The sequence below is a fragment of the Enterococcus sp. AAFC-DPL-5182 genome, assembly GCF_058216605.1.
Window position 1 is genome coordinate 278,954 of sequence record NZ_CM177101.1, and the last position, 17,090, is coordinate 296,043.

Sequence of the window (17,090 nt, forward strand, 5' to 3'; positions counted from 1 at the left end):
GGGAAGCAATTGAGTATGTTAGCTGTAGTGACCCTAAAAAGTTAGGTTATCTGGAGGCGGTTTACTTTCTTAGCCTGCTTTTATTTTATCTTTTAAAAGACCATCTTCTTTGTCTTTCTAAATACCAGCGAGTATACTCAAAAGTAAGAGAGGTTTTCCTCAAAAAAGAGCAAAGGAGCCATTAACATGATCAAAATCAGTCAAGCAAAAATGGATGCACTAAATCGTTTATCCAATGAAAAAGGGTTGATCGAAGCATTAGCGATCGATCAACGAGGTTCTTTAAAAAAAATGATTGCAGCTGCTAGTACGATGGCCACTGGTGAAGAAATTGTTGATTTTAAAAAAGTTGCTTCACAAGAACTCACACCATACGCTTCAGCAATTTTACTTGATCCAGAATACGGATTGCCAGCAACAAAGGTACGAGACAAAAATTGCGGATTATTATTAGCTTATGAAAAAACTGGCTATGACACTTCAACACCAGGTAGAATGCCGGATTTATTAGAAGACTGGTCAGTAGCTCGTTTAAAAGCAGCTGGAGCAGATGCAATTAAGTTTTTATTGTACTATGATCCAGATGAACCAGCAGCAATCAATCATTTAAAGCATGTCTTTGTTGAGCGGCTAGGTAGCGAATGTTTAGGTGAAGATATTCCGCTCTTTGTGGAAATCGTGACTTATGACACTGAGATTACTGACTCCAGTTCGGCCTCTTTTGCCAGAGTAAAACCCCACAAGGTTTTGGAATCGATGATCGAATTTTCTAAACCACAATATCATATCGATGTCTTAAAAATGGAAGTACCAGTTAATATGAATTATGTGGAAGGCTTTGCGGAAAATGAAGTTGTTTATAGTAGAAAAGAAGCTTTAGGTTATTTTAAAAAACAAAGTGAATTGACAGAACTGCCGTTTATTTTTCTTAGTGCGGGTGTTTCGACAAAACTCTTCCAAGAAACATTAGAATTTGCGAAAGAAGCGGGCTCTAAATTTAGTGGAGTCTTATGCGGACGTGCAACGTGGCGTGAAGGAGTGAAGCCATTTGCTGCTAAAGGTGAAGCGGCAGGGCGTGACTGGTTTGCTACACAAGGAAAAGAAAATATTGAAACGTTGAATGAAATCGTTGATCGTTGCGGCACCTCTTGGCGGTCAAAAGTTGAGGTTGGCTAATAGTAAATAACGTCTGAAATAAATCTTGAATTGATTTATTTCAGACGTTTTATGTAAAAGAAGGATTAAAAACGAAAGAGAAAATTAAATTTTTTTCTATGTATTGCAGATGAACTTTCATTAAACTATAATCTAGTAAGTAGCTTATAAAATAAAATGATAAGTAATGAGTTAGAGAGGATCCTGAATAATGAAAATTGGTATTCCAAAAGAAATCAAAAATGGCGAAAATCGAGTAGCATTACCTGCTTCAGGGGTTTTGGATCTCATTAAACATGGTCACACAGTTTTTGTTGAAACAAATGCCGGACTAGGAGCTTCGATCCATGATGAAGAATACGTAGCGGTTGGTGCTACGATCGTTAAAACAGCCGAAGAAGCTTGGGCGCAAGAATTAGTGTTAAAAGTAAAAGAACCATTAAAAGAAGAGTATCAATACTTAAGAGAAGATTTGGTTTTATTCACATATCTTCATTTAGCGGCCAATAAACCACTAGCTGAGGAGTTAATGAAAAGAAAAACGAAAACGATTGCGTATGAAAGTGTCCAACTAGCAACTGGAGAATTACCGCTATTAGCACCAATGAGTGAAATTGCAGGACGCTTAGCAGCACAAATCGGTGCTCAGTTTTTAGAAAAAGTCCCAGAAGGAAAAGGTATTTTATTAGGCGGCGTTCCAGGCGTGAGAAAGGGTAAAGTAACCATTATTGGTGGTGGGATTTCGGGTTGTAACGCGGCGAAAATCGCACTTGGTCTGGGGGCAGATGTTACGATTCTAGATGTAAACATCAAGAAACTCCAAGAAATCGATAATCAGTTCAACAGCGCTGTTAAAACGCTTGTTTCAAATCACTTCAATATTCAAGAAGCAGTTAAAGATGCAGATCTTGTGATAGGTGCCGTTTTGATTCCAGGACGTAAGGCTCCTGTTTTAGTAACAGAAGAAATGGTTGCTTCAATGCCTGAGCATTCGGTGATCATTGATATTGCGATCGATCAGGGTGGGATTTTTGAAACCATCGATGAAGTGACTACCCATCAACATCCAACGTATGTTAAACATGGGGTGGTTCATTACGCTGTAGCCAATATGCCAGGAGCAGTACCGCAAACAGCCACATTTGCTTTAGCTAATGCGACGTTACAATACGTAGTGGAACTGGCAAACAAAGGCTTTGAACAAGCTGTAGAGCAAAATCCAGCATTACTTGCAGGTGTTAATACATTGAACGGTGCAATGACGAATCCTGCGGTTGCAACTGATTTGGACTTAACGTATTCTTCAGTTCAATCTGTCTTATAGTAGCTAAAATTATCAGGAGGACAATCATAGGTATGACCAAAAAAGAATCTTTACATTTAATTGAACGTTTATCCAATGCATCGGGTGTTTCTGGTTTTGAAGACGATGTTGTGGCAATAGCCAAAGAATTTTCAGCACCATTTGCTCAGGTTACGGAAGACCATATTCGTAATGTTTATATGAAAGTTGGCGAGCATAAAGCGGAGCAGCCAACGATTTTATTTGATGCACACAGTGATGAAGTGGGTTTTATCGTTCAAGCAATCAAACCAAACGGAACGTTGCGTTTTTTACCGTTGGGCGGTTGGGTACCCAATACAATTCCAGCTCATCGTGTACGTATCAAAACTGAAACGGGTGAAGAAGTTCCAGGGATCATTGCAAGTAAACCACCACACTTTATGACAGATGCCGAACGTAAAGAAGTTCAAACCATTGATGATATGGTAATTGATGTGGGGTGTACGAGTGCTGAAGAAGTAATTGATAAATTAAATATTGCCATCGGTGACCCAGTCATTCCAGATGTTTCATTTGAGTATCTAGAAGCAACAGACGTGATGTTGGGCAAAGCATTTGACTGCCGTATTGGCTGCGCATGTTTACTTGAAACGCTCAAAGAATTGGCTGAAAAAGAGACAGAATTCAATTTAATCGGTACAATGACAGCTCAAGAAGAAGTCGGTGAGCGAGGCGCGACAGTGGCCATGAATAACGTTAAACCAGATTTGGCAATTGTGTTTGAAGGCTGTCCAGCGGATGATACATTTTCAGAAGAATATATGATCCAGTCAGGATTAAAACGAGGACCAATGCTGAGAAATTTTGATGTTTCAATGATTACTAATCCTCGCTTTCAACGTTTTGCTAAAGAAACTGCCGAAAAATATGGGTTACCGATGCAAAGTTCTGTCAGAAAAGGCGGAGGAACTAATGGCGCAATCATTAACTTGACGAATAAAGGGGTACCTGCCATTGTGATTGGCGTGCCAGTTCGTTATGCACATACCCATTATGGTTATGTTGCTTATGAGGACTATCAAGCTGCACGGCAATTAGCTGTTGCTATCGTTAATGATTTAACGGAAGCTGCAATCGAAAGGTTTTAATAAAAAAAAAGAAATTGGGGGAATCACAAAAATGAACATGAAAAAGTGGGCGTTAACGACAATCGCTGCAAGTGCATTAGTTGTATCATTGGCTGCGTGTAGTACAGGAAGCAAAAAAGAAGAAGCATCTGGAGATAAAAAACAAGTTTTAAAAGTATTGGAAAGTGCAGAATTGCCGACAATGGATATCTCACAAGCAACAGATGTGGTTAGTTTCTCAGCAATCAGCCAAGTAATGGAAGGCTTATATGAGTTTGCGGATGACAGTACTTCCGCACCAGCGATTGCCAAAGAAGTTGTGGCACCAACGAATGACGGGAAAAAATACACAATCGAATTACGTGATGATGCTAAATGGAGCAATGGGGATCCAGTAACGGCAAATGATTTTGTTTATTCATGGAAACGTACAGTAGATCCAAAAACGGGTTCAGAATATGCGTATTTGTTTGATGGGTTTGAAAACTACAAAGCTATTTCTAAAGGGGAAAAACCAGCGGCTGATCTAGGCGTCAAAGCAGTGGATGAACATACTTTAGAAATCAATTTAGAATACCCGATTCCATATTTATCTTCTCTTTTAGCAAAACCAACATTCTATCCATTGAATGAAAAATTTGTTGAAGAAAAAGGCAAAGATTATGGTACAAACAGTGATAACATGATCTATAATGGTCCCTTTACTCTTGCTGATTGGGATGGAACTAGCATCACATGGAATTATATGAAGAATGATAAATATAGAGCGGCCGACAAAGTTAAATTGGACGAGGTCAATGTTCAAGTAAGTAAGGAAATCGGCACAAATGTCAACTTGTTTAAGGCTGGCGAAACAGATATTGCGCCAATCAAAGGTGAATATGTTGATCAAGAAAAAGAAAATCCAGAACTAGTAACGCGTATTTATCCATCAACATCTTATTTACAATACAACACGGAAAATAAAGTCTTTGCGAATAAAAATGCAAGAAATGCAATCACAAAATTGATCAATTCAGATCAAATCGCAAAAAATATTCTAAAAGATGGCTCAATGGCAATTGAAGCATTTGTACCTAAAGGAATTGCGAACCAAGAAACTGGGAAAGATTTCGCTGAAGAAGCAGGCGTTTTGATGAAGACTGATATCGAAGGTGGAAAAAAACTCTGGGAAGATGCCAAGAAAGAATTAGGTGTTGATTCAGCATCAATTACGTTGTTAACATCGGATACCGATTCAGCGAAGAAGTTATCTGAGTATGTTCAAGGTCTGTTGACAGAAAATTTAAGTGGCTTAAAAGTAACGATTTCAAGCGTACCATTTAAAAACCGTTTAGATCAAATGAGCAAAGGCGATTTTGACGTTGTTTTAGCTGGTTGGGCAGCAACGTATGCTGATCCATATGACTTCTTACAACTGTTTAGAACAGGTGGAGAACAAAATTACGGTAAATTCAGCAATGAAGAATTCGATAAATTATTAACAGAATCTGCAACAACGTATGCGACTGAAAACGAAAAACGTTGGAATACATTATTAGACGCACAAAAAGTATTGATGGATAACTCACCAGTGACACCATTGTACCAAGCGTCAGAAGCATTCTTAGTGAATGATCGTGTAGAAGGGTTAGTTTACCGCGCAATTGGGGCTCCTTACTATAAGAATGTGTCAGTAAAATAAATCGCTATAAAAAATAGAGAAATGTTGAGAAGTGAGCAAAATGCTACTTTTCAACATTTTTTTTATGTTCGTATTGACAAAGGGAACGTACGTTTGTATATTAGTTATAGAAAGTAAAAATAAAAAAAGGTAAGGTGAAGAAGTATGATGGATCATTTTTCAGTAAATGTAAGGGATATTGAAAGAAGTAAACAGTTCTATACAGAAGTTTTAGCACCATTAGGAAGTGAAATGAAGTTAGACTTTGGTACTACTGTTAGCTTTGGCCCTAAGGAAATCATCAGTGGAGATCCTGCTGGGAGTTTTTGGATAAATGAAGGAGAGCCGCAACTGATTCATTTTGCTTTTAGTGCTGCATCAAAAGAAGAAGTAGAAGCTTTCTACAATGCTGCACTAAAAGCTGGCGGAACGGACAACGGTAAACCTGGAATTAGACCAGATTACGGTGCTCATTATTATGCGGCCTTTATTCTTGATCCAGATGGGTACAATATTGAAGCGGTTTACCATGGCGCTTAAGTGAAGCTCACCGTTTAAATATTCTAGTAAATCACAACAAATTGATGCATTCTCAGAAAGAAAGCTTTATACTAAAGAAATGATGATATGTTTTCTGGAGGAGAAAGATGAATAATAATGATATACTGATTCGCTTACGCTATGCGTTGGATATTAAAGATACAGATATGATCAAAATATTTAAATTAGGCGACTTAGAGATTACAAGAGATGAGTTACGAGTATTATTAACAAAACAAAATGAAGAAGATGAACTACCACGGGATGCGGTTTGCGATAATCGTACATTAGAAGCTTTTTTAAATGGTTTGATTACGTATAAAAGAGGGAAACCACCTGTGAAAAATGGTGTAACACCTAAGCCGACATTTTTGATTACTAGCCAAAGCAATGTCAATAATGTATTGCTTAAAAAAGTAAAAATTGCTTTAACCCTAACAAGTGATGACATGTTGGATGTGTTAAGACTTGCGGGCGTTTACGCTTCAGATAGTGAATTAAGTGCCATTTTAAGAAAAGAAGGTCACCGAAACTACAAAGAATGTGGCGATCGCTATGCAAGAAATTTCCTAAAAGGATTGGCAATTAGATATCGAGATTAGTTTTTTTATAGTACTGAGAAGTTAAGGGAAGCAAGGTGTCGTCCAGACACCTTGTACTGTTTAGCATAGAATTTTCGTGATTTACAACAATGTAATCGAAGTGTAATGTAGTAGTTACTTCTGCTACCACCATTTATTCGGATTCCTTGTGGCTGGGATGTGACTCATAGAGTTATGCCTTGACCACTTTTTTTAATTGTTGATAAACATATAGAAATAACTACACGGGGGATACGTATGAAAAAAATCGAACGAATACTCGCTATCATTGTTCTGCTTCTAGATAATGAAATTGTTTCAACTGCTCAATTAGCTCAACGATTTGAAGTGACTAAAAGAACGATTTTTCGTGATATTGAAACAATTGAATTAGCTGGCTTTCCAATTATTTCTCATTCAGGTCGTAATGGCGGTTTTTCCTTAATCAGTTCTTTCAAATTGCGAACACATACTTATAGTGGCGCAGAAAAGCAAGCTATCCTCACTGCTCTCAACATCAAAGAAGGGTTGTTTGGGATGGCTGATCAACAAAATACCATCAAAGAAAAAATTGAATTGATGCAAGGAAAAGAGAACAAAGAAAAACAAGTAAAAACTCATTTTTCATTTGAATCACCAACGATGCATCGACCTGAAATAGAAGCAGAAACTAAGGGGAAAATCAATCACATTAATCTTGCCTTGAAAAACAACAAAAAATTATTAATCGACTATGTAGACAACAAAGGTGAACATACCAAGCGAATGATTCATCCATATGAAATGATGCTGATGAATGGTAGCTGGTATATCTATTCTTTTTGTGAGAAGCGATCTTCATTTCGTTATTTCAAAATCACCAGAATACGTGATCTCACGATACAACAATCTACATTTGAATGGTCTAAATACTCCAATCAAAGGCTCATTGAACCGAAAGGTGAGGTGATTCAATTACGATTTAGGAAGGAGGATTTAGGGAAACTTTATGATTACTATACTGAAAATGAAATCCAAGTGACTGACACACATGTTGATGTTACAATTTATTCTAATCAGCAAAAAACGATTTTGCCTTTTTTAATGATGTTTGGCAATGGTGTGAAAGTGATAGCACCAGATAAATTAAAAGAGTTACATAAGCAAGAAATCATAAAATTAAATGGAACCTACTAAAAAAGGAACCTTTATAATTGTTAGCGGAAAACTAACAATTATAAAGGTTCCTTTTTTTGAAAAAATTCTTAATCGCTAAAGAGAAATGGACTCAATAAATAGTTTATAGTCGGCATAAAAGTTTTTTTAATGGAATATATCGGAGTGATTATCTAGTTATGTATCAAAAATAATATAAAACTGATAAAATTTCAGTAGTTATAAATATGTTATTGATATAAAAAACATTTCTTGTTTTTTTGTAAAACAAGAAATGTTTGTAGGTGAATTCTTAATGATTCTATATCTCTATTTATTCTATGGGTTTATAAAAGATAAATCAATAGTAAAAACAAGAAAAAAACGATAAAAATTTTCAATTTTTAAGGTAAAAACTAAAAAAAATGAGAATTTTGAAGAAATAGTTTACTTAATTGAGATGAAATTAGTGATTGAATGACAGTTCGGTTGTTTTTGACCGCCGTCATATTCGCCGTCAATAATATAGGAAGGATTTGATTATTTTGGCTAAAGGTGAGAATATTTATAAACGAAAAGATGGACGTTGGGAAGGTAGATACCCCAAAGCAAGAAAAATAGATGGAAGTATTCATTATGGTTATATTTACGCCCGTTCATATCGAGCAGTTAAAGAACAATTAATTGAAAAAAAAGGACAAAAAACAAGCATTTATACAGGAGCAATCAAAGAATTTTATGGAACCTTTGGAGATTGGGCGAATATCTGGCTAACAGATATCATGGCGCCTACCTTAAAAGAAAGTACTCATGCTAGTTACAGCAACAAGCTCCAATTATATGTTTTCCCTAGTTTAGAACGGTGCTCTCTGAAAAAAATTACTGCTAATGATATTAATAAGTTAGTAAAACGATTATCTGAAAATTTAGCAGCAAGTTCTATTCATATTATTTTTCGAATTGTAAAAAGCTGTCTAGAAGCGGCTAAAGAGCGCGGATATATCTACTTAAATCCTTGTGAACGGACGATTCTACCAAAAATTGATAAAAAGAAAGTTAAAGCATTGACGCGTATACAACAAAAAGCAGTGGAAACTGAAAGTATGAAGACAGTGAAAGGGTTACCTATTTTATTAGCTTTGGAAACGGGGATGCGTATTGGTGAAATTTGCGCATTAAAATGGGAAGATATTGATTTTGATTCATCTGTTTTAAGAGTTCAACGAACCAAGCAACGAATTACTTTCCCTAATTCAACAGGCCAACGGACGAAAATCGTTGAAACAGAACCAAAGACTATTAACGCTAATCGAGTTATTCCACTTTCTGCAAAGATTAAAAAAGCCTTACTGAAATGGAAAAAACAAGCAACCTCTAGTTATGTTATAACGAATGCTGAACAATCAGTTGAACCTAGAACAGTCAGCTACCGCTTTGAGAGAATCAAGAGAAAGCTCGGGTTAAATTATGTCTCTTTTCATGCCCTACGTCATACTTTTGCCACTCGTTGTGTTGAGTTAGGGGTTAATATCGCTGCAATCAGCTCGTTATTAGGACATTCATCAATCAAAATGACTTTGGATACGTATACAAACTCATTCTTAGAAGAACAGCGATTAGCAATAGATAAATTAGCATTAATATAATAATTCTTATTGATTTTTAATTTCATTCGATATAAGGAGAAGTTTTTTTTTGTTTTTTTATAACGTACGTTTTTTTATCGTTTTAGAAGCGGCCCTGTTCTATTTGATCAGGGCAGCTTTTTTTATTTTTTTCCGCCGTCGAACTACGCCGTCAACAAGGTGTTTAGGCTCTGTAAAATAAGCAGGATGCTTTGTTTTTCTTGTTTTACAAAAAAACAAGAATGGATTTAAGTAGTCGAATTCCTAATTTTAACTAGTATAAAAACTATTTTAAAATACTGCAAATATAATGACTAGAATAGGAAAGAATTAATAAAACATAGGATACGAAGGAGAGAAAGGACATGTACAATATTGGAATTATTTCGACAAATACAAAATCGGATAACAACACATACATAGAAACTTTGAAAGAAACAAGATGCAATGTCCGTTATCTGGAAGAAAATCAAGAATGGGATATTGATAGAGATGAATTTGACGCACTGATTATTGAAGAAGCAGAAAATGTAAATCAAATAGGAGTAATTTGTGAATCAATCATAAAGATTCGTGAACAAACATCGGCTTTACTATGGATATTATCTGAGAATACAGATAAGTCTACGAGAATCGTTTATATGAAATTAGGTGCAGATGGGATCATCAATGCTTCTGTTGATTCAGATGAGCTGTCTTTATTTATACATGGTAATTTGAATCGTTATTCTAACCGAAATCAAAAAAGGCTTAGTAGTTATGAGGATAAAGCACTGCAAGAAGTCAATGAGCCAAAAAATAAAGTTGAACTCATTCATTCTAACTTTAGTGTTTTGTTAAATGGAAATCAGGAAGTAAGTTTGACAAAACTTGAATTTCGAACAATCGAATTACTAAGTAATCATGCAGGACAGGCATTAACATATGAAGAAATTTATAAAAATGTTTGGAACAACGAAACTGAAGATAAACAATACCGCGTAGCCAATATTATCTATCATCTACGTAGAAAAATCGAGGATGATGGTAGTACAAATGAGTATATCAAAACGGTTCGCTCTAAAGGGTATATGCTGAATGCTTAATTAAAAAGATGTGTTTAAGTGGGGAGAATGAAATGTAAAAGCATTCTCAAAAAAATTATTATCAATAGTTGATTTCTATTTTTTCTATAGATAGCTCATTGAATGAGTAAATAAAATCTATGAGAAAAAATTGAAATATATGTGTCTGGAGTTTGGCAAACTTTTTTTGACACGCTTAATTTTGAGGAAAGGAGGATATAAATGAGAAATAAAAAGAAGTTTTTTTTAGCTGTATTATTTCTTTTTGGAGTAATTTTAGCTGTAAGACTAAACGTCATAAGCGATATATCTGCTGAAGAAAAAGGGAGTACATCATCAAGTCCTGTTATTAATGAAAAGATCATAACTACTTCAGATTCCAATTCAACTGATGCGTCTCCTGACTCAGTTCTGACAAGGAATAACTTGTCAAGAGTCAGTCAAGATGTTAGCTCGTGGACTGAATTTGTAGCGGCGTTACAAGGAAATAGTGATGAAATCAATATCGTTTCTAATTTAGTAGCTACCTCTAACCCGCCGATTGCAAGAAAGGTCACAATCAATGGAAATAATAATAAGTTAGATATGAGAACGTATTATATGAATTCATCTGATACAGCGGATGTAACTATTAGAGACGTTGAGTTTACTGGAACAACGGGGAAATTGATGCAGGGAACGGGTTTGTTGACTCTAAGTGGAACAATTAAGTCAACTGCTGGCAATGCGGCTCAAATTGCCGTTTTACATGGTTGGAATGTTATTTTTAATAATGCCAATCTTTCATATGACTCAACATCTGCAAATCCAGCTGTTATGTCTAAAAATTTAACAATCACCAATAAGTCTGTTATCAGCTCAGACGCAGAAAAATTTTATGGAAATGACAATAGACTTAACGTTGGCGGTAAAGTGCTTATTGATAGTGAATCAAAAGTACGGACTCATAGTATGAAAGGTCAGACTTCTAATACAAGAGGACAAGCTTGGGATATGCGTCAGCAATTAGACTTTTTCGTTGACGGAAAAGGAACCGAGCTAGATATTAAAGGCGATGGACAACAGCAGGTAGATTATGGTGGCATTCTCGTTTTAGTTGCAGATGAGTCTACTTTAAACCTCACCAATGGAGCAAAAATGACTGCTTATGGTACACAAACTTCGGCAATCGTGCTTCAAAGTAAAGGTGGAAGCTTTAATGTGTCTGACAGTTCAGAATTGAGTATAGTTACGGATGGTGATCATGGCTATACTTTGGGAGCTGCTTTGCGATTTCGAGAAGCAGGTGATATGACCTTCAATGTATCTGGAAATTCTAAAATAAATATATTGAAAAAAAGTGGGAGAGCACCAGGAATTCGAATGTACGGAGGAAATAATAAAGTAAACATAAGTGGTGGTTCAGACTTTATGATTACCAACTACGGCGATGGTACTCCTCGTGCACCTGGAGTCAGTGGAGGGAATCAGGCGATTTACTTCACAGGTGGGGTCGCATCACTTCCACCAAACAGTTTTACTGTAGAAGGAGCAGATTCAAATATTGCATTGGATGCCAAATTTGGGGCTTCAATCGATTCTGGTAGTCGAGATATTAATATTTACGCAGGACCTGAAACTTATTTTGTATCCCGAGGCAATACTAATTCTGCAAATAATGGGATTTTCAATGGACGAGAAGTAAGTATGGCAATGGATAGTGTAAAATATTTTGATTTTTCTAATGTTCGTACTGGTGGCGGACTCGTTTTTGATGTTACAAGAGCAGCATCTAGCTTCAGTAGTAAAAATTCAGAATTGTCTGTGTGGAAAAGGGGAATGAATTTAGAAAGTAGTCCAATACGTAGCTTTCCATTAGTAGACTTTGAATTGACTGGAACTAATTTTGGCACAGTTAGTCCTACAAGTAGTCAGGACGTGATAACAGGTTTTGCCCAAGACGGTGGAATGCCTGCATATACAAGATTATCCGCCAATAATCAAGCAGCTATTATTGATGAATTGAGAGTACCAACTGATGCAGATAAGTTTATCTGGGGGCATGCAGTTATTCCAGAAGGAAAGCATGATGAACCTCGTGACGCCTATGTTGGTGAAGTTCATACTAGAGTATCTGTGAGTGACGATTCAGGCGAGATATATCAAGGTATAGCAGAAATAATAGAAGATAGTCCAGGAAGTGGCAGTGTTTCTGTTTATGGTGACGATACCAGAAGTGGTATGTTCAAACTTGCTGTTCCTAATGACAAATTCTTAGTAAAAGAGCAAAAAGTTAAAGTTACTAGTGCATGGAGAGGACCTCTAGATAAAGAAGGGACTAACTATGTCCACACAAGTGAGGCAAAAGACTTAACGGCTCCTGAACGAACAGTTCTTGATGTAACTCCGCCAACACCAACAAAATTAACCGATATCAAGCTGAACAACGCAACTAAAGTTCTTTCAGGAACTGGTGCTGAGGCTGGTGCTACGGTTAACGTTTATTACGATACTGGCGATAAAGACACAGGGACTTTACTAGGAACTTCAACTGTTAAATCTGATGGTTCTTGGACGTTTAACTTACCTAATTATGTGGAGAAAACAAAAGAATTAAGTGTTTATCTTGCAGATGGTGAAAAGCAGCATCAAGCGGCTCAAATTATTTCGGAGGCAGGCACTAAGCCTGAAATTTACGATCAAATTGGTTTGATTAAACCACCAGTAACAAATACTGCAGATGGTAATATCAATCCTTATAAAGAGTTGACGTACCATGATGCTGTGTTTAAAGGTGTTGAGAAATACTTTGTTGCCGACGTGATCCCAGATAATCCGACTGTGACCAAAACAGCTGTTTCAAGCGGTGGGGATACAACTTCAGTTGGAGATATTGTGACATACACTTTAGAAGCAGCTAATAAAAAAGCTGATTCTTACAGCTGGAAAAATGTGAAACTAATCGATATTTTACCAGAAGGATTGAATTTTGATCCAGATAAAAGCAAGGTAACGATCGATGGAGTGACGGTTGGTAAAGATAAATATAGTTACGAAATTGCAACAAGAACATTAACAATTTTTGCTGGTGATATAGCTGCTAATAAGAGCGTTAAGGCAACTTTTGAGGTGACTGTGGAACAAAGTGCTGTGACCGAAGAAGGTACTGAGGTCCTGAATAAAGCGCGTGCACTAGGAGATTCACCACAAGAAGAACCTTTTGTACCAGGACCAACGAACCCTTCAGCATCACATGTGCAAATTGAAAAATGGTCCCTTGAAATAGGGTTACCAGGTGGGCCGCCACATGGTGTTCTAACGTTTGTATCTGCTCCAAAATCACTAGATTTTGGACAGAAGGTAGAAAGTTTGAAGGAAAATACTGAAGCAGTTAATCCGACTATCGTTGGTGATCCATTAGTGGTTGCTGATAACCGTGGGAAGTTCAAGAGTTGGACGCTATCTGCTCAATTGCTTAAACCATTAACTCATGTAGACGGTAAAACTGTTTTGAAAAACGCTATCTACTACAAAGGCAAAGAAAATGGTAAAGAAGTCATCAATGAAATAACTGGTACGACTCGACCAATCGTTACACACACACATACTAGTGCTGGTAACTATGATATTAGTCAAGAAGAATGGTCAAAAGGTGATGGTTTTAGAATTATTTTACCGCCAGGAGCTGTAGATAAGCTTGGAAAATATAGTGCGACAATTGAGTTTACCTTAGCAGATACAAAATAGTAATGGAGGAATGAATCGGTATGAAAAATTTGAAGTACTACGTTTTGACCTCCATTGTATTAGTATCATTCTTTGCAATTACGCCTCTTAGTGCAAAAGCTGAGGGCGGAGGTAATGGCGGTGCTGTTCAAACAACAGGTGGAGTCGGATTTTATGAAGACGAGACAACGCCGACTACAACACCGTCAACAACAGAAGAACCAAAAGAAAAGCCTTCACCTAAACCAAAAGGAAGATACCCTTCGACTGGAGAATTGGTGGCGAGAAGTTTATCCATCAGCGGTGTAGCAGTAGTTGTGATTGTGACCATTTATTTCATATGGAAACGTAAAAAAGAAAATGCTGAAAAAGGAAAGGAGAGATAAGGCGATGAAAAAGAAAATAACTTGTTCAATTCCCTTACTTCTTCTTTCGGCAAGCATAGTGTTTTTAGCCGATGTTCAGCAAGTACATGCTGATGACAGTCAAGATGGAAATGCCACGATTGGACTCACACAGCCAGAGCAAGAAATTGGACTTCGTGATCCAGAAAATCCAACTACGATTGTTGACCCGGGGCCGACACCAAGCACAACAGGAGATCTTAGAATTGATTTTGTTCCACAGCTGAATTTCAGTAAATATCTACTGTCGGACAAAGATCAAACCTATCCTGTGAATGCCCAATTATTTAAAGATCAAACGGGTCCTAGAGGAAATTTTGTACAAGTTTCTGATTTTAGACCAGGCGCTCAAGGCTGGACACTACAAGTTAGGCAAGAGACGCAGTTTAAAAACGATAAAGCTCAAAACTCTCAATTGAATGGTGCAGTGATCTCCTTTGATAAATCTTGGGTAAACGCTACAAGGGATTTAAGTGAGGCACCAACTGTTTCAAAAGAGATTATTCGATTGAGCAATGTTGGTGAAACCTACAATTTAGCTGAGGCTAAGCCAGGCAAAGGTCGCGGGATTTGGAGTATCTCTTTTGGTGCATCAAAAGAAAATAAAAACGGACAACCAGGAACATTAAGTCCGCGCTTATTAAAAGAACAACCGGTACTAGATCCAGCATTTGACAATAAACAAGTGTATGAGAATAGTGCCATCCAATTAAGTATACCGGGAGCAACGAAAAAAGACCTGGTAGAATATTCAACGGTGTTAACTTGGACTATTGCCGAGTTGCCATAAATAAAACACAAAACCTAGGAGGAAATACAAATGAAATTAACACACAAATTATGCGGCGCTGTATTATTAGCAGCAGTAGGAACAGCGGTAGCACTTCCAAATGCAACGAAAGCGGATAACGTACCAGTCAATGGTTCGGCTGATATCGAGTTTACAAGAAATACAACTGAGAATACAACAGTAACTGACCCAACTGGAAGTTCTGAAATCACTGACTGGACTGTAACAGATCCAGGTGAGTTCGGAATCATGACTGTTTCACCACTTGACTTTGACAAACATGCAGCACTTGATATTCCAGCTGGTGGTAAAGAAAAATTTGAATATTGGGCTAAACCTGCAACTGCAAATAAAGGGAACGCAGATCAACATCCGATTGAAAACCTTGTGCAATTTAAAGACGATCGTTCAATTGCGAACCACAGCTTTAAATTAAGCGCAGAATTAACGAAAAACTTCACAGCAGAAATCGCTGGCGAAGATGCTGTTGAATTAAAAGGCTCTACATTAACTTATAACAAAATGCGTTTGATCACTGATATTGCGCCTGCTTTAAAACCAGTAACTCCTAAATTAGGTGAAAATGGTTCTGAAACTTCAGCAATTTCATTTGGTGGCGGATCTAAACAATTCCTATTAAATGATGTGGCAGCTGCCGATGGTAAAGTTAAAGGTAAAGGGATTCACCAATTAACTTTCGGTAGTCAAAAAGAAGGTACTGCTGGCGATGCAATTAAATTAGAATTTGATGCAGATACAGATGTACGTACAGCTAAATACAATGCAACAGTAACTTGGACATTGGCTGAAGTAAACTAAAAAATAATCGACTATTCTTCCGATCATGGTGAAGAGATTTGATTTATAAGGCAAGCTCACCGGCTCAAAGAGTCGGTGACCTTGTTTAATCGTTAAATAAGAAAGGTAATTGAAAGAATATGAAGAGAAAATATTTATTTTATTTGGCATTATTTTTGTACATAGCTTGTGGTACCTGTTTTAGTCAAGTTTCTTATGCGGAAGGCGGAACTCAAGCAGATTTTGGTGTCGGGTTTAATTACAAAGTCGTCAAACCGGAGAATCAAAAAAGTACTGTTGGTTATTTTGATTTGAAAATGTCTCCTGGGCAAAAACAAACGGTTCAAATTGAACTATCCAACGGAACAGAACATGAAATGGTGATTGGTGTTTCTCTTAATGGTGCTAAGACCAATGGGAATGGTGTTATTGAATATGGACCTACAACAATTGAAGATGATAAATCTCTTAAATATAATTTTGTGGATGTTGTTAAAGGACCGAAAGAAGTGAAGATCCCCGCTAAATCAATGGTACCTTTAGATTTAGAAATTACTATGCCTGAATCTAGCTTTGATGGCAGTATTTCCGGTGGGATTCAGATGAAACAAATGACCAAAGAAGAAAAAAAAGAAGAGAAAAAAGCTGGTATTACTAATGAATACGCCTTTCTTGTTGGAATGATTTTAAATGAAACAGATACAAAGGTGGAACCAGATCTAGCCTTCAATAAAGCTTATGCAGGTCTAACAAATTATCGAAATGCTGTCTTTTTGAATTTCTCTAATGTTGAAGCAGAATACTTAGAAGATATGACAGTCGATGCTCAAATCATGAAGGGAGATTCCAAAGAAGTCCTTTATGATACTAAAAAAGCTGGTATGAGAATGGCTCCAAACACAATGATTGATTTTCCTGTCGAGATGAATGGAGATCGAATGGAACCAGGTGAATATACGGCCCATATTTTAGTCACTGCTGGTGACAAGAAATGGGAATGGACAGAAAAATTCTCGATTACGGACGAAGAAGCGGATAAATTTAATTCGCAAGATGTCTCACTGACGCAAGAACGCGGGATCAACTGGCGTCTGATTGCAATGATCGTTGGTGGAGTTGTGGTCGTTGCATTGATTGTCTTTTTCGTTGTAAGAGCTATTGGGAACAATAACAAGAAAAAGAAAAAACAATTGAAAAAGAAGAAACGCTAATTTGTTCT

14 protein-coding genes are annotated in these 17,090 nt (G+C 36.8%); all 14 read left to right on the forward strand.

The genetic code is table 11. From position 1 onward, the window contains the following. Positions 1-186: 186 nt before the first annotated feature. The 14 genes from lacD to AC4BB7_RS01370 all read left to right on the forward strand — a co-directional run bounded on the left by lacD (position 187) and on the right by AC4BB7_RS01370 (position 17,082). The gene (gene lacD / locus AC4BB7_RS01305) at positions 187-1,176 is read left to right on the forward strand and encodes a tagatose-bisphosphate aldolase (RefSeq protein ID WP_490484131.1); all 990 of its coding nucleotides are present in this window, start codon (positions 187-189) and stop codon (positions 1,174-1,176) included. A 190-nt stretch (positions 1,177-1,366) separates the two neighbouring features. Continuing rightward, positions 1,367-2,479: an alanine dehydrogenase gene (ald, locus tag AC4BB7_RS01310; RefSeq protein ID WP_086315232.1), complete on the forward strand. Its 1,113-nt coding sequence runs from the start codon at positions 1,367-1,369 to the stop codon at positions 2,477-2,479. Between the two features lie 32 nt (positions 2,480-2,511). Continuing rightward, positions 2,512-3,588, forward strand: a complete 1,077-nt coding sequence (locus tag AC4BB7_RS01315) for a M42 family metallopeptidase (RefSeq protein WP_086315233.1) — start codon at positions 2,512-2,514, stop codon at positions 3,586-3,588. 31 nt (positions 3,589-3,619) lie between these two features. Next, on the forward strand, positions 3,620-5,251 hold the full coding sequence (locus AC4BB7_RS01320; protein WP_490484132.1) for a peptide ABC transporter substrate-binding protein: 1,632 nt from the start codon (positions 3,620-3,622) through the stop codon (positions 5,249-5,251). A gap of 144 nt (positions 5,252-5,395) precedes the next feature. After that, complete coding sequence (locus tag AC4BB7_RS01325) at positions 5,396-5,770, forward strand: VOC family protein (protein WP_490484133.1); 375 nt, start codon at positions 5,396-5,398, stop codon at positions 5,768-5,770. A 107-nt stretch (positions 5,771-5,877) separates the two neighbouring features. Beyond that, positions 5,878-6,372 carry a YehS family protein gene (locus AC4BB7_RS01330; protein WP_086315236.1) on the forward strand — a complete coding sequence of 165 codons (495 nt, stop codon included), beginning with the start codon at positions 5,878-5,880 and terminating at the stop codon, positions 6,370-6,372. A gap of 237 nt (positions 6,373-6,609) precedes the next feature. After that, positions 6,610-7,527 (forward strand): helix-turn-helix transcriptional regulator, encoded by a 918-nt coding sequence (locus AC4BB7_RS01335; RefSeq protein WP_490484134.1) that lies wholly within the window; start codon positions 6,610-6,612, stop codon positions 7,525-7,527. Between the two features lie 503 nt (positions 7,528-8,030). Further along, positions 8,031-9,131 carry a tyrosine-type recombinase/integrase gene (locus AC4BB7_RS01340; protein WP_490484135.1) on the forward strand — a complete coding sequence of 367 codons (1,101 nt, stop codon included), beginning with the start codon at positions 8,031-8,033 and terminating at the stop codon, positions 9,129-9,131. 344 nt (positions 9,132-9,475) lie between these two features. Further along, complete coding sequence (locus AC4BB7_RS01345; RefSeq protein ID WP_490484136.1) at positions 9,476-10,195, forward strand: DNA-binding response regulator; 720 nt, start codon at positions 9,476-9,478, stop codon at positions 10,193-10,195. 201 nt (positions 10,196-10,396) lie between these two features. Then, positions 10,397-13,900 (forward strand): isopeptide-forming domain-containing fimbrial protein, encoded by a 3,504-nt coding sequence (locus tag AC4BB7_RS01350; protein WP_490484137.1) that lies wholly within the window; start codon positions 10,397-10,399, stop codon positions 13,898-13,900. A 20-nt stretch (positions 13,901-13,920) separates the two neighbouring features. Then, on the forward strand, positions 13,921-14,265 hold the full coding sequence (locus tag AC4BB7_RS01355) for an EF2685/EF0750 family sortase-dependent surface protein (protein WP_490484138.1): 345 nt from the start codon (positions 13,921-13,923) through the stop codon (positions 14,263-14,265). A gap of 4 nt (positions 14,266-14,269) precedes the next feature. Further along, positions 14,270-15,073: a WxL domain-containing protein gene (locus AC4BB7_RS01360; RefSeq protein ID WP_086315242.1), complete on the forward strand. Its 804-nt coding sequence runs from the start codon at positions 14,270-14,272 to the stop codon at positions 15,071-15,073. A 30-nt stretch (positions 15,074-15,103) separates the two neighbouring features. Continuing rightward, the gene (locus tag AC4BB7_RS01365; RefSeq protein ID WP_490484139.1) at positions 15,104-15,892 is read left to right on the forward strand and encodes a WxL domain-containing protein; all 789 of its coding nucleotides are present in this window, start codon (positions 15,104-15,106) and stop codon (positions 15,890-15,892) included. 119 nt (positions 15,893-16,011) lie between these two features. After that, positions 16,012-17,082, forward strand: a complete 1,071-nt coding sequence (locus AC4BB7_RS01370) for a WxLIP family cell surface protein (RefSeq protein ID WP_490484140.1) — start codon at positions 16,012-16,014, stop codon at positions 17,080-17,082. The last annotated feature ends 8 nt before the right edge of the window (positions 17,083-17,090 follow it).

Excerpts from the sequence above, each read along its gene's own strand:
- lacD (WP_490484131.1), top strand. The coding sequence starts at position 187 with ATGATCAAAATCAGTCAAGCAAAAATGGATGCACTAAATCGTTTATCC.
- ald (WP_086315232.1), top strand. The coding sequence starts at position 1,367 with ATGAAAATTGGTATTCCAAAAGAAATCAAAAATGGCGAAAATCGAGTA.
- AC4BB7_RS01315 (WP_086315233.1), top strand. The coding sequence starts at position 2,512 with ATGACCAAAAAAGAATCTTTACATTTAATTGAACGTTTATCCAATGCA.
- AC4BB7_RS01320 (WP_490484132.1), top strand. The coding sequence starts at position 3,620 with ATGAACATGAAAAAGTGGGCGTTAACGACAATCGCTGCAAGTGCATTA.
- AC4BB7_RS01325 (WP_490484133.1), top strand. The coding sequence starts at position 5,396 with ATGATGGATCATTTTTCAGTAAATGTAAGGGATATTGAAAGAAGTAAA.
- AC4BB7_RS01330 (WP_086315236.1), top strand. The coding sequence starts at position 5,878 with ATGAATAATAATGATATACTGATTCGCTTACGCTATGCGTTGGATATT.
- AC4BB7_RS01335 (WP_490484134.1), top strand. The coding sequence starts at position 6,610 with ATGAAAAAAATCGAACGAATACTCGCTATCATTGTTCTGCTTCTAGAT.
- AC4BB7_RS01345 (WP_490484136.1), top strand. The coding sequence starts at position 9,476 with ATGTACAATATTGGAATTATTTCGACAAATACAAAATCGGATAACAAC.
- AC4BB7_RS01350 (WP_490484137.1), top strand. The coding sequence starts at position 10,397 with ATGAGAAATAAAAAGAAGTTTTTTTTAGCTGTATTATTTCTTTTTGGA.
- AC4BB7_RS01355 (WP_490484138.1), top strand. The coding sequence starts at position 13,921 with ATGAAAAATTTGAAGTACTACGTTTTGACCTCCATTGTATTAGTATCA.
- AC4BB7_RS01360 (WP_086315242.1), top strand. The coding sequence starts at position 14,270 with ATGAAAAAGAAAATAACTTGTTCAATTCCCTTACTTCTTCTTTCGGCA.
- AC4BB7_RS01365 (WP_490484139.1), top strand. The coding sequence starts at position 15,104 with ATGAAATTAACACACAAATTATGCGGCGCTGTATTATTAGCAGCAGTA.
- AC4BB7_RS01370 (WP_490484140.1), top strand. The coding sequence starts at position 16,012 with ATGAAGAGAAAATATTTATTTTATTTGGCATTATTTTTGTACATAGCT.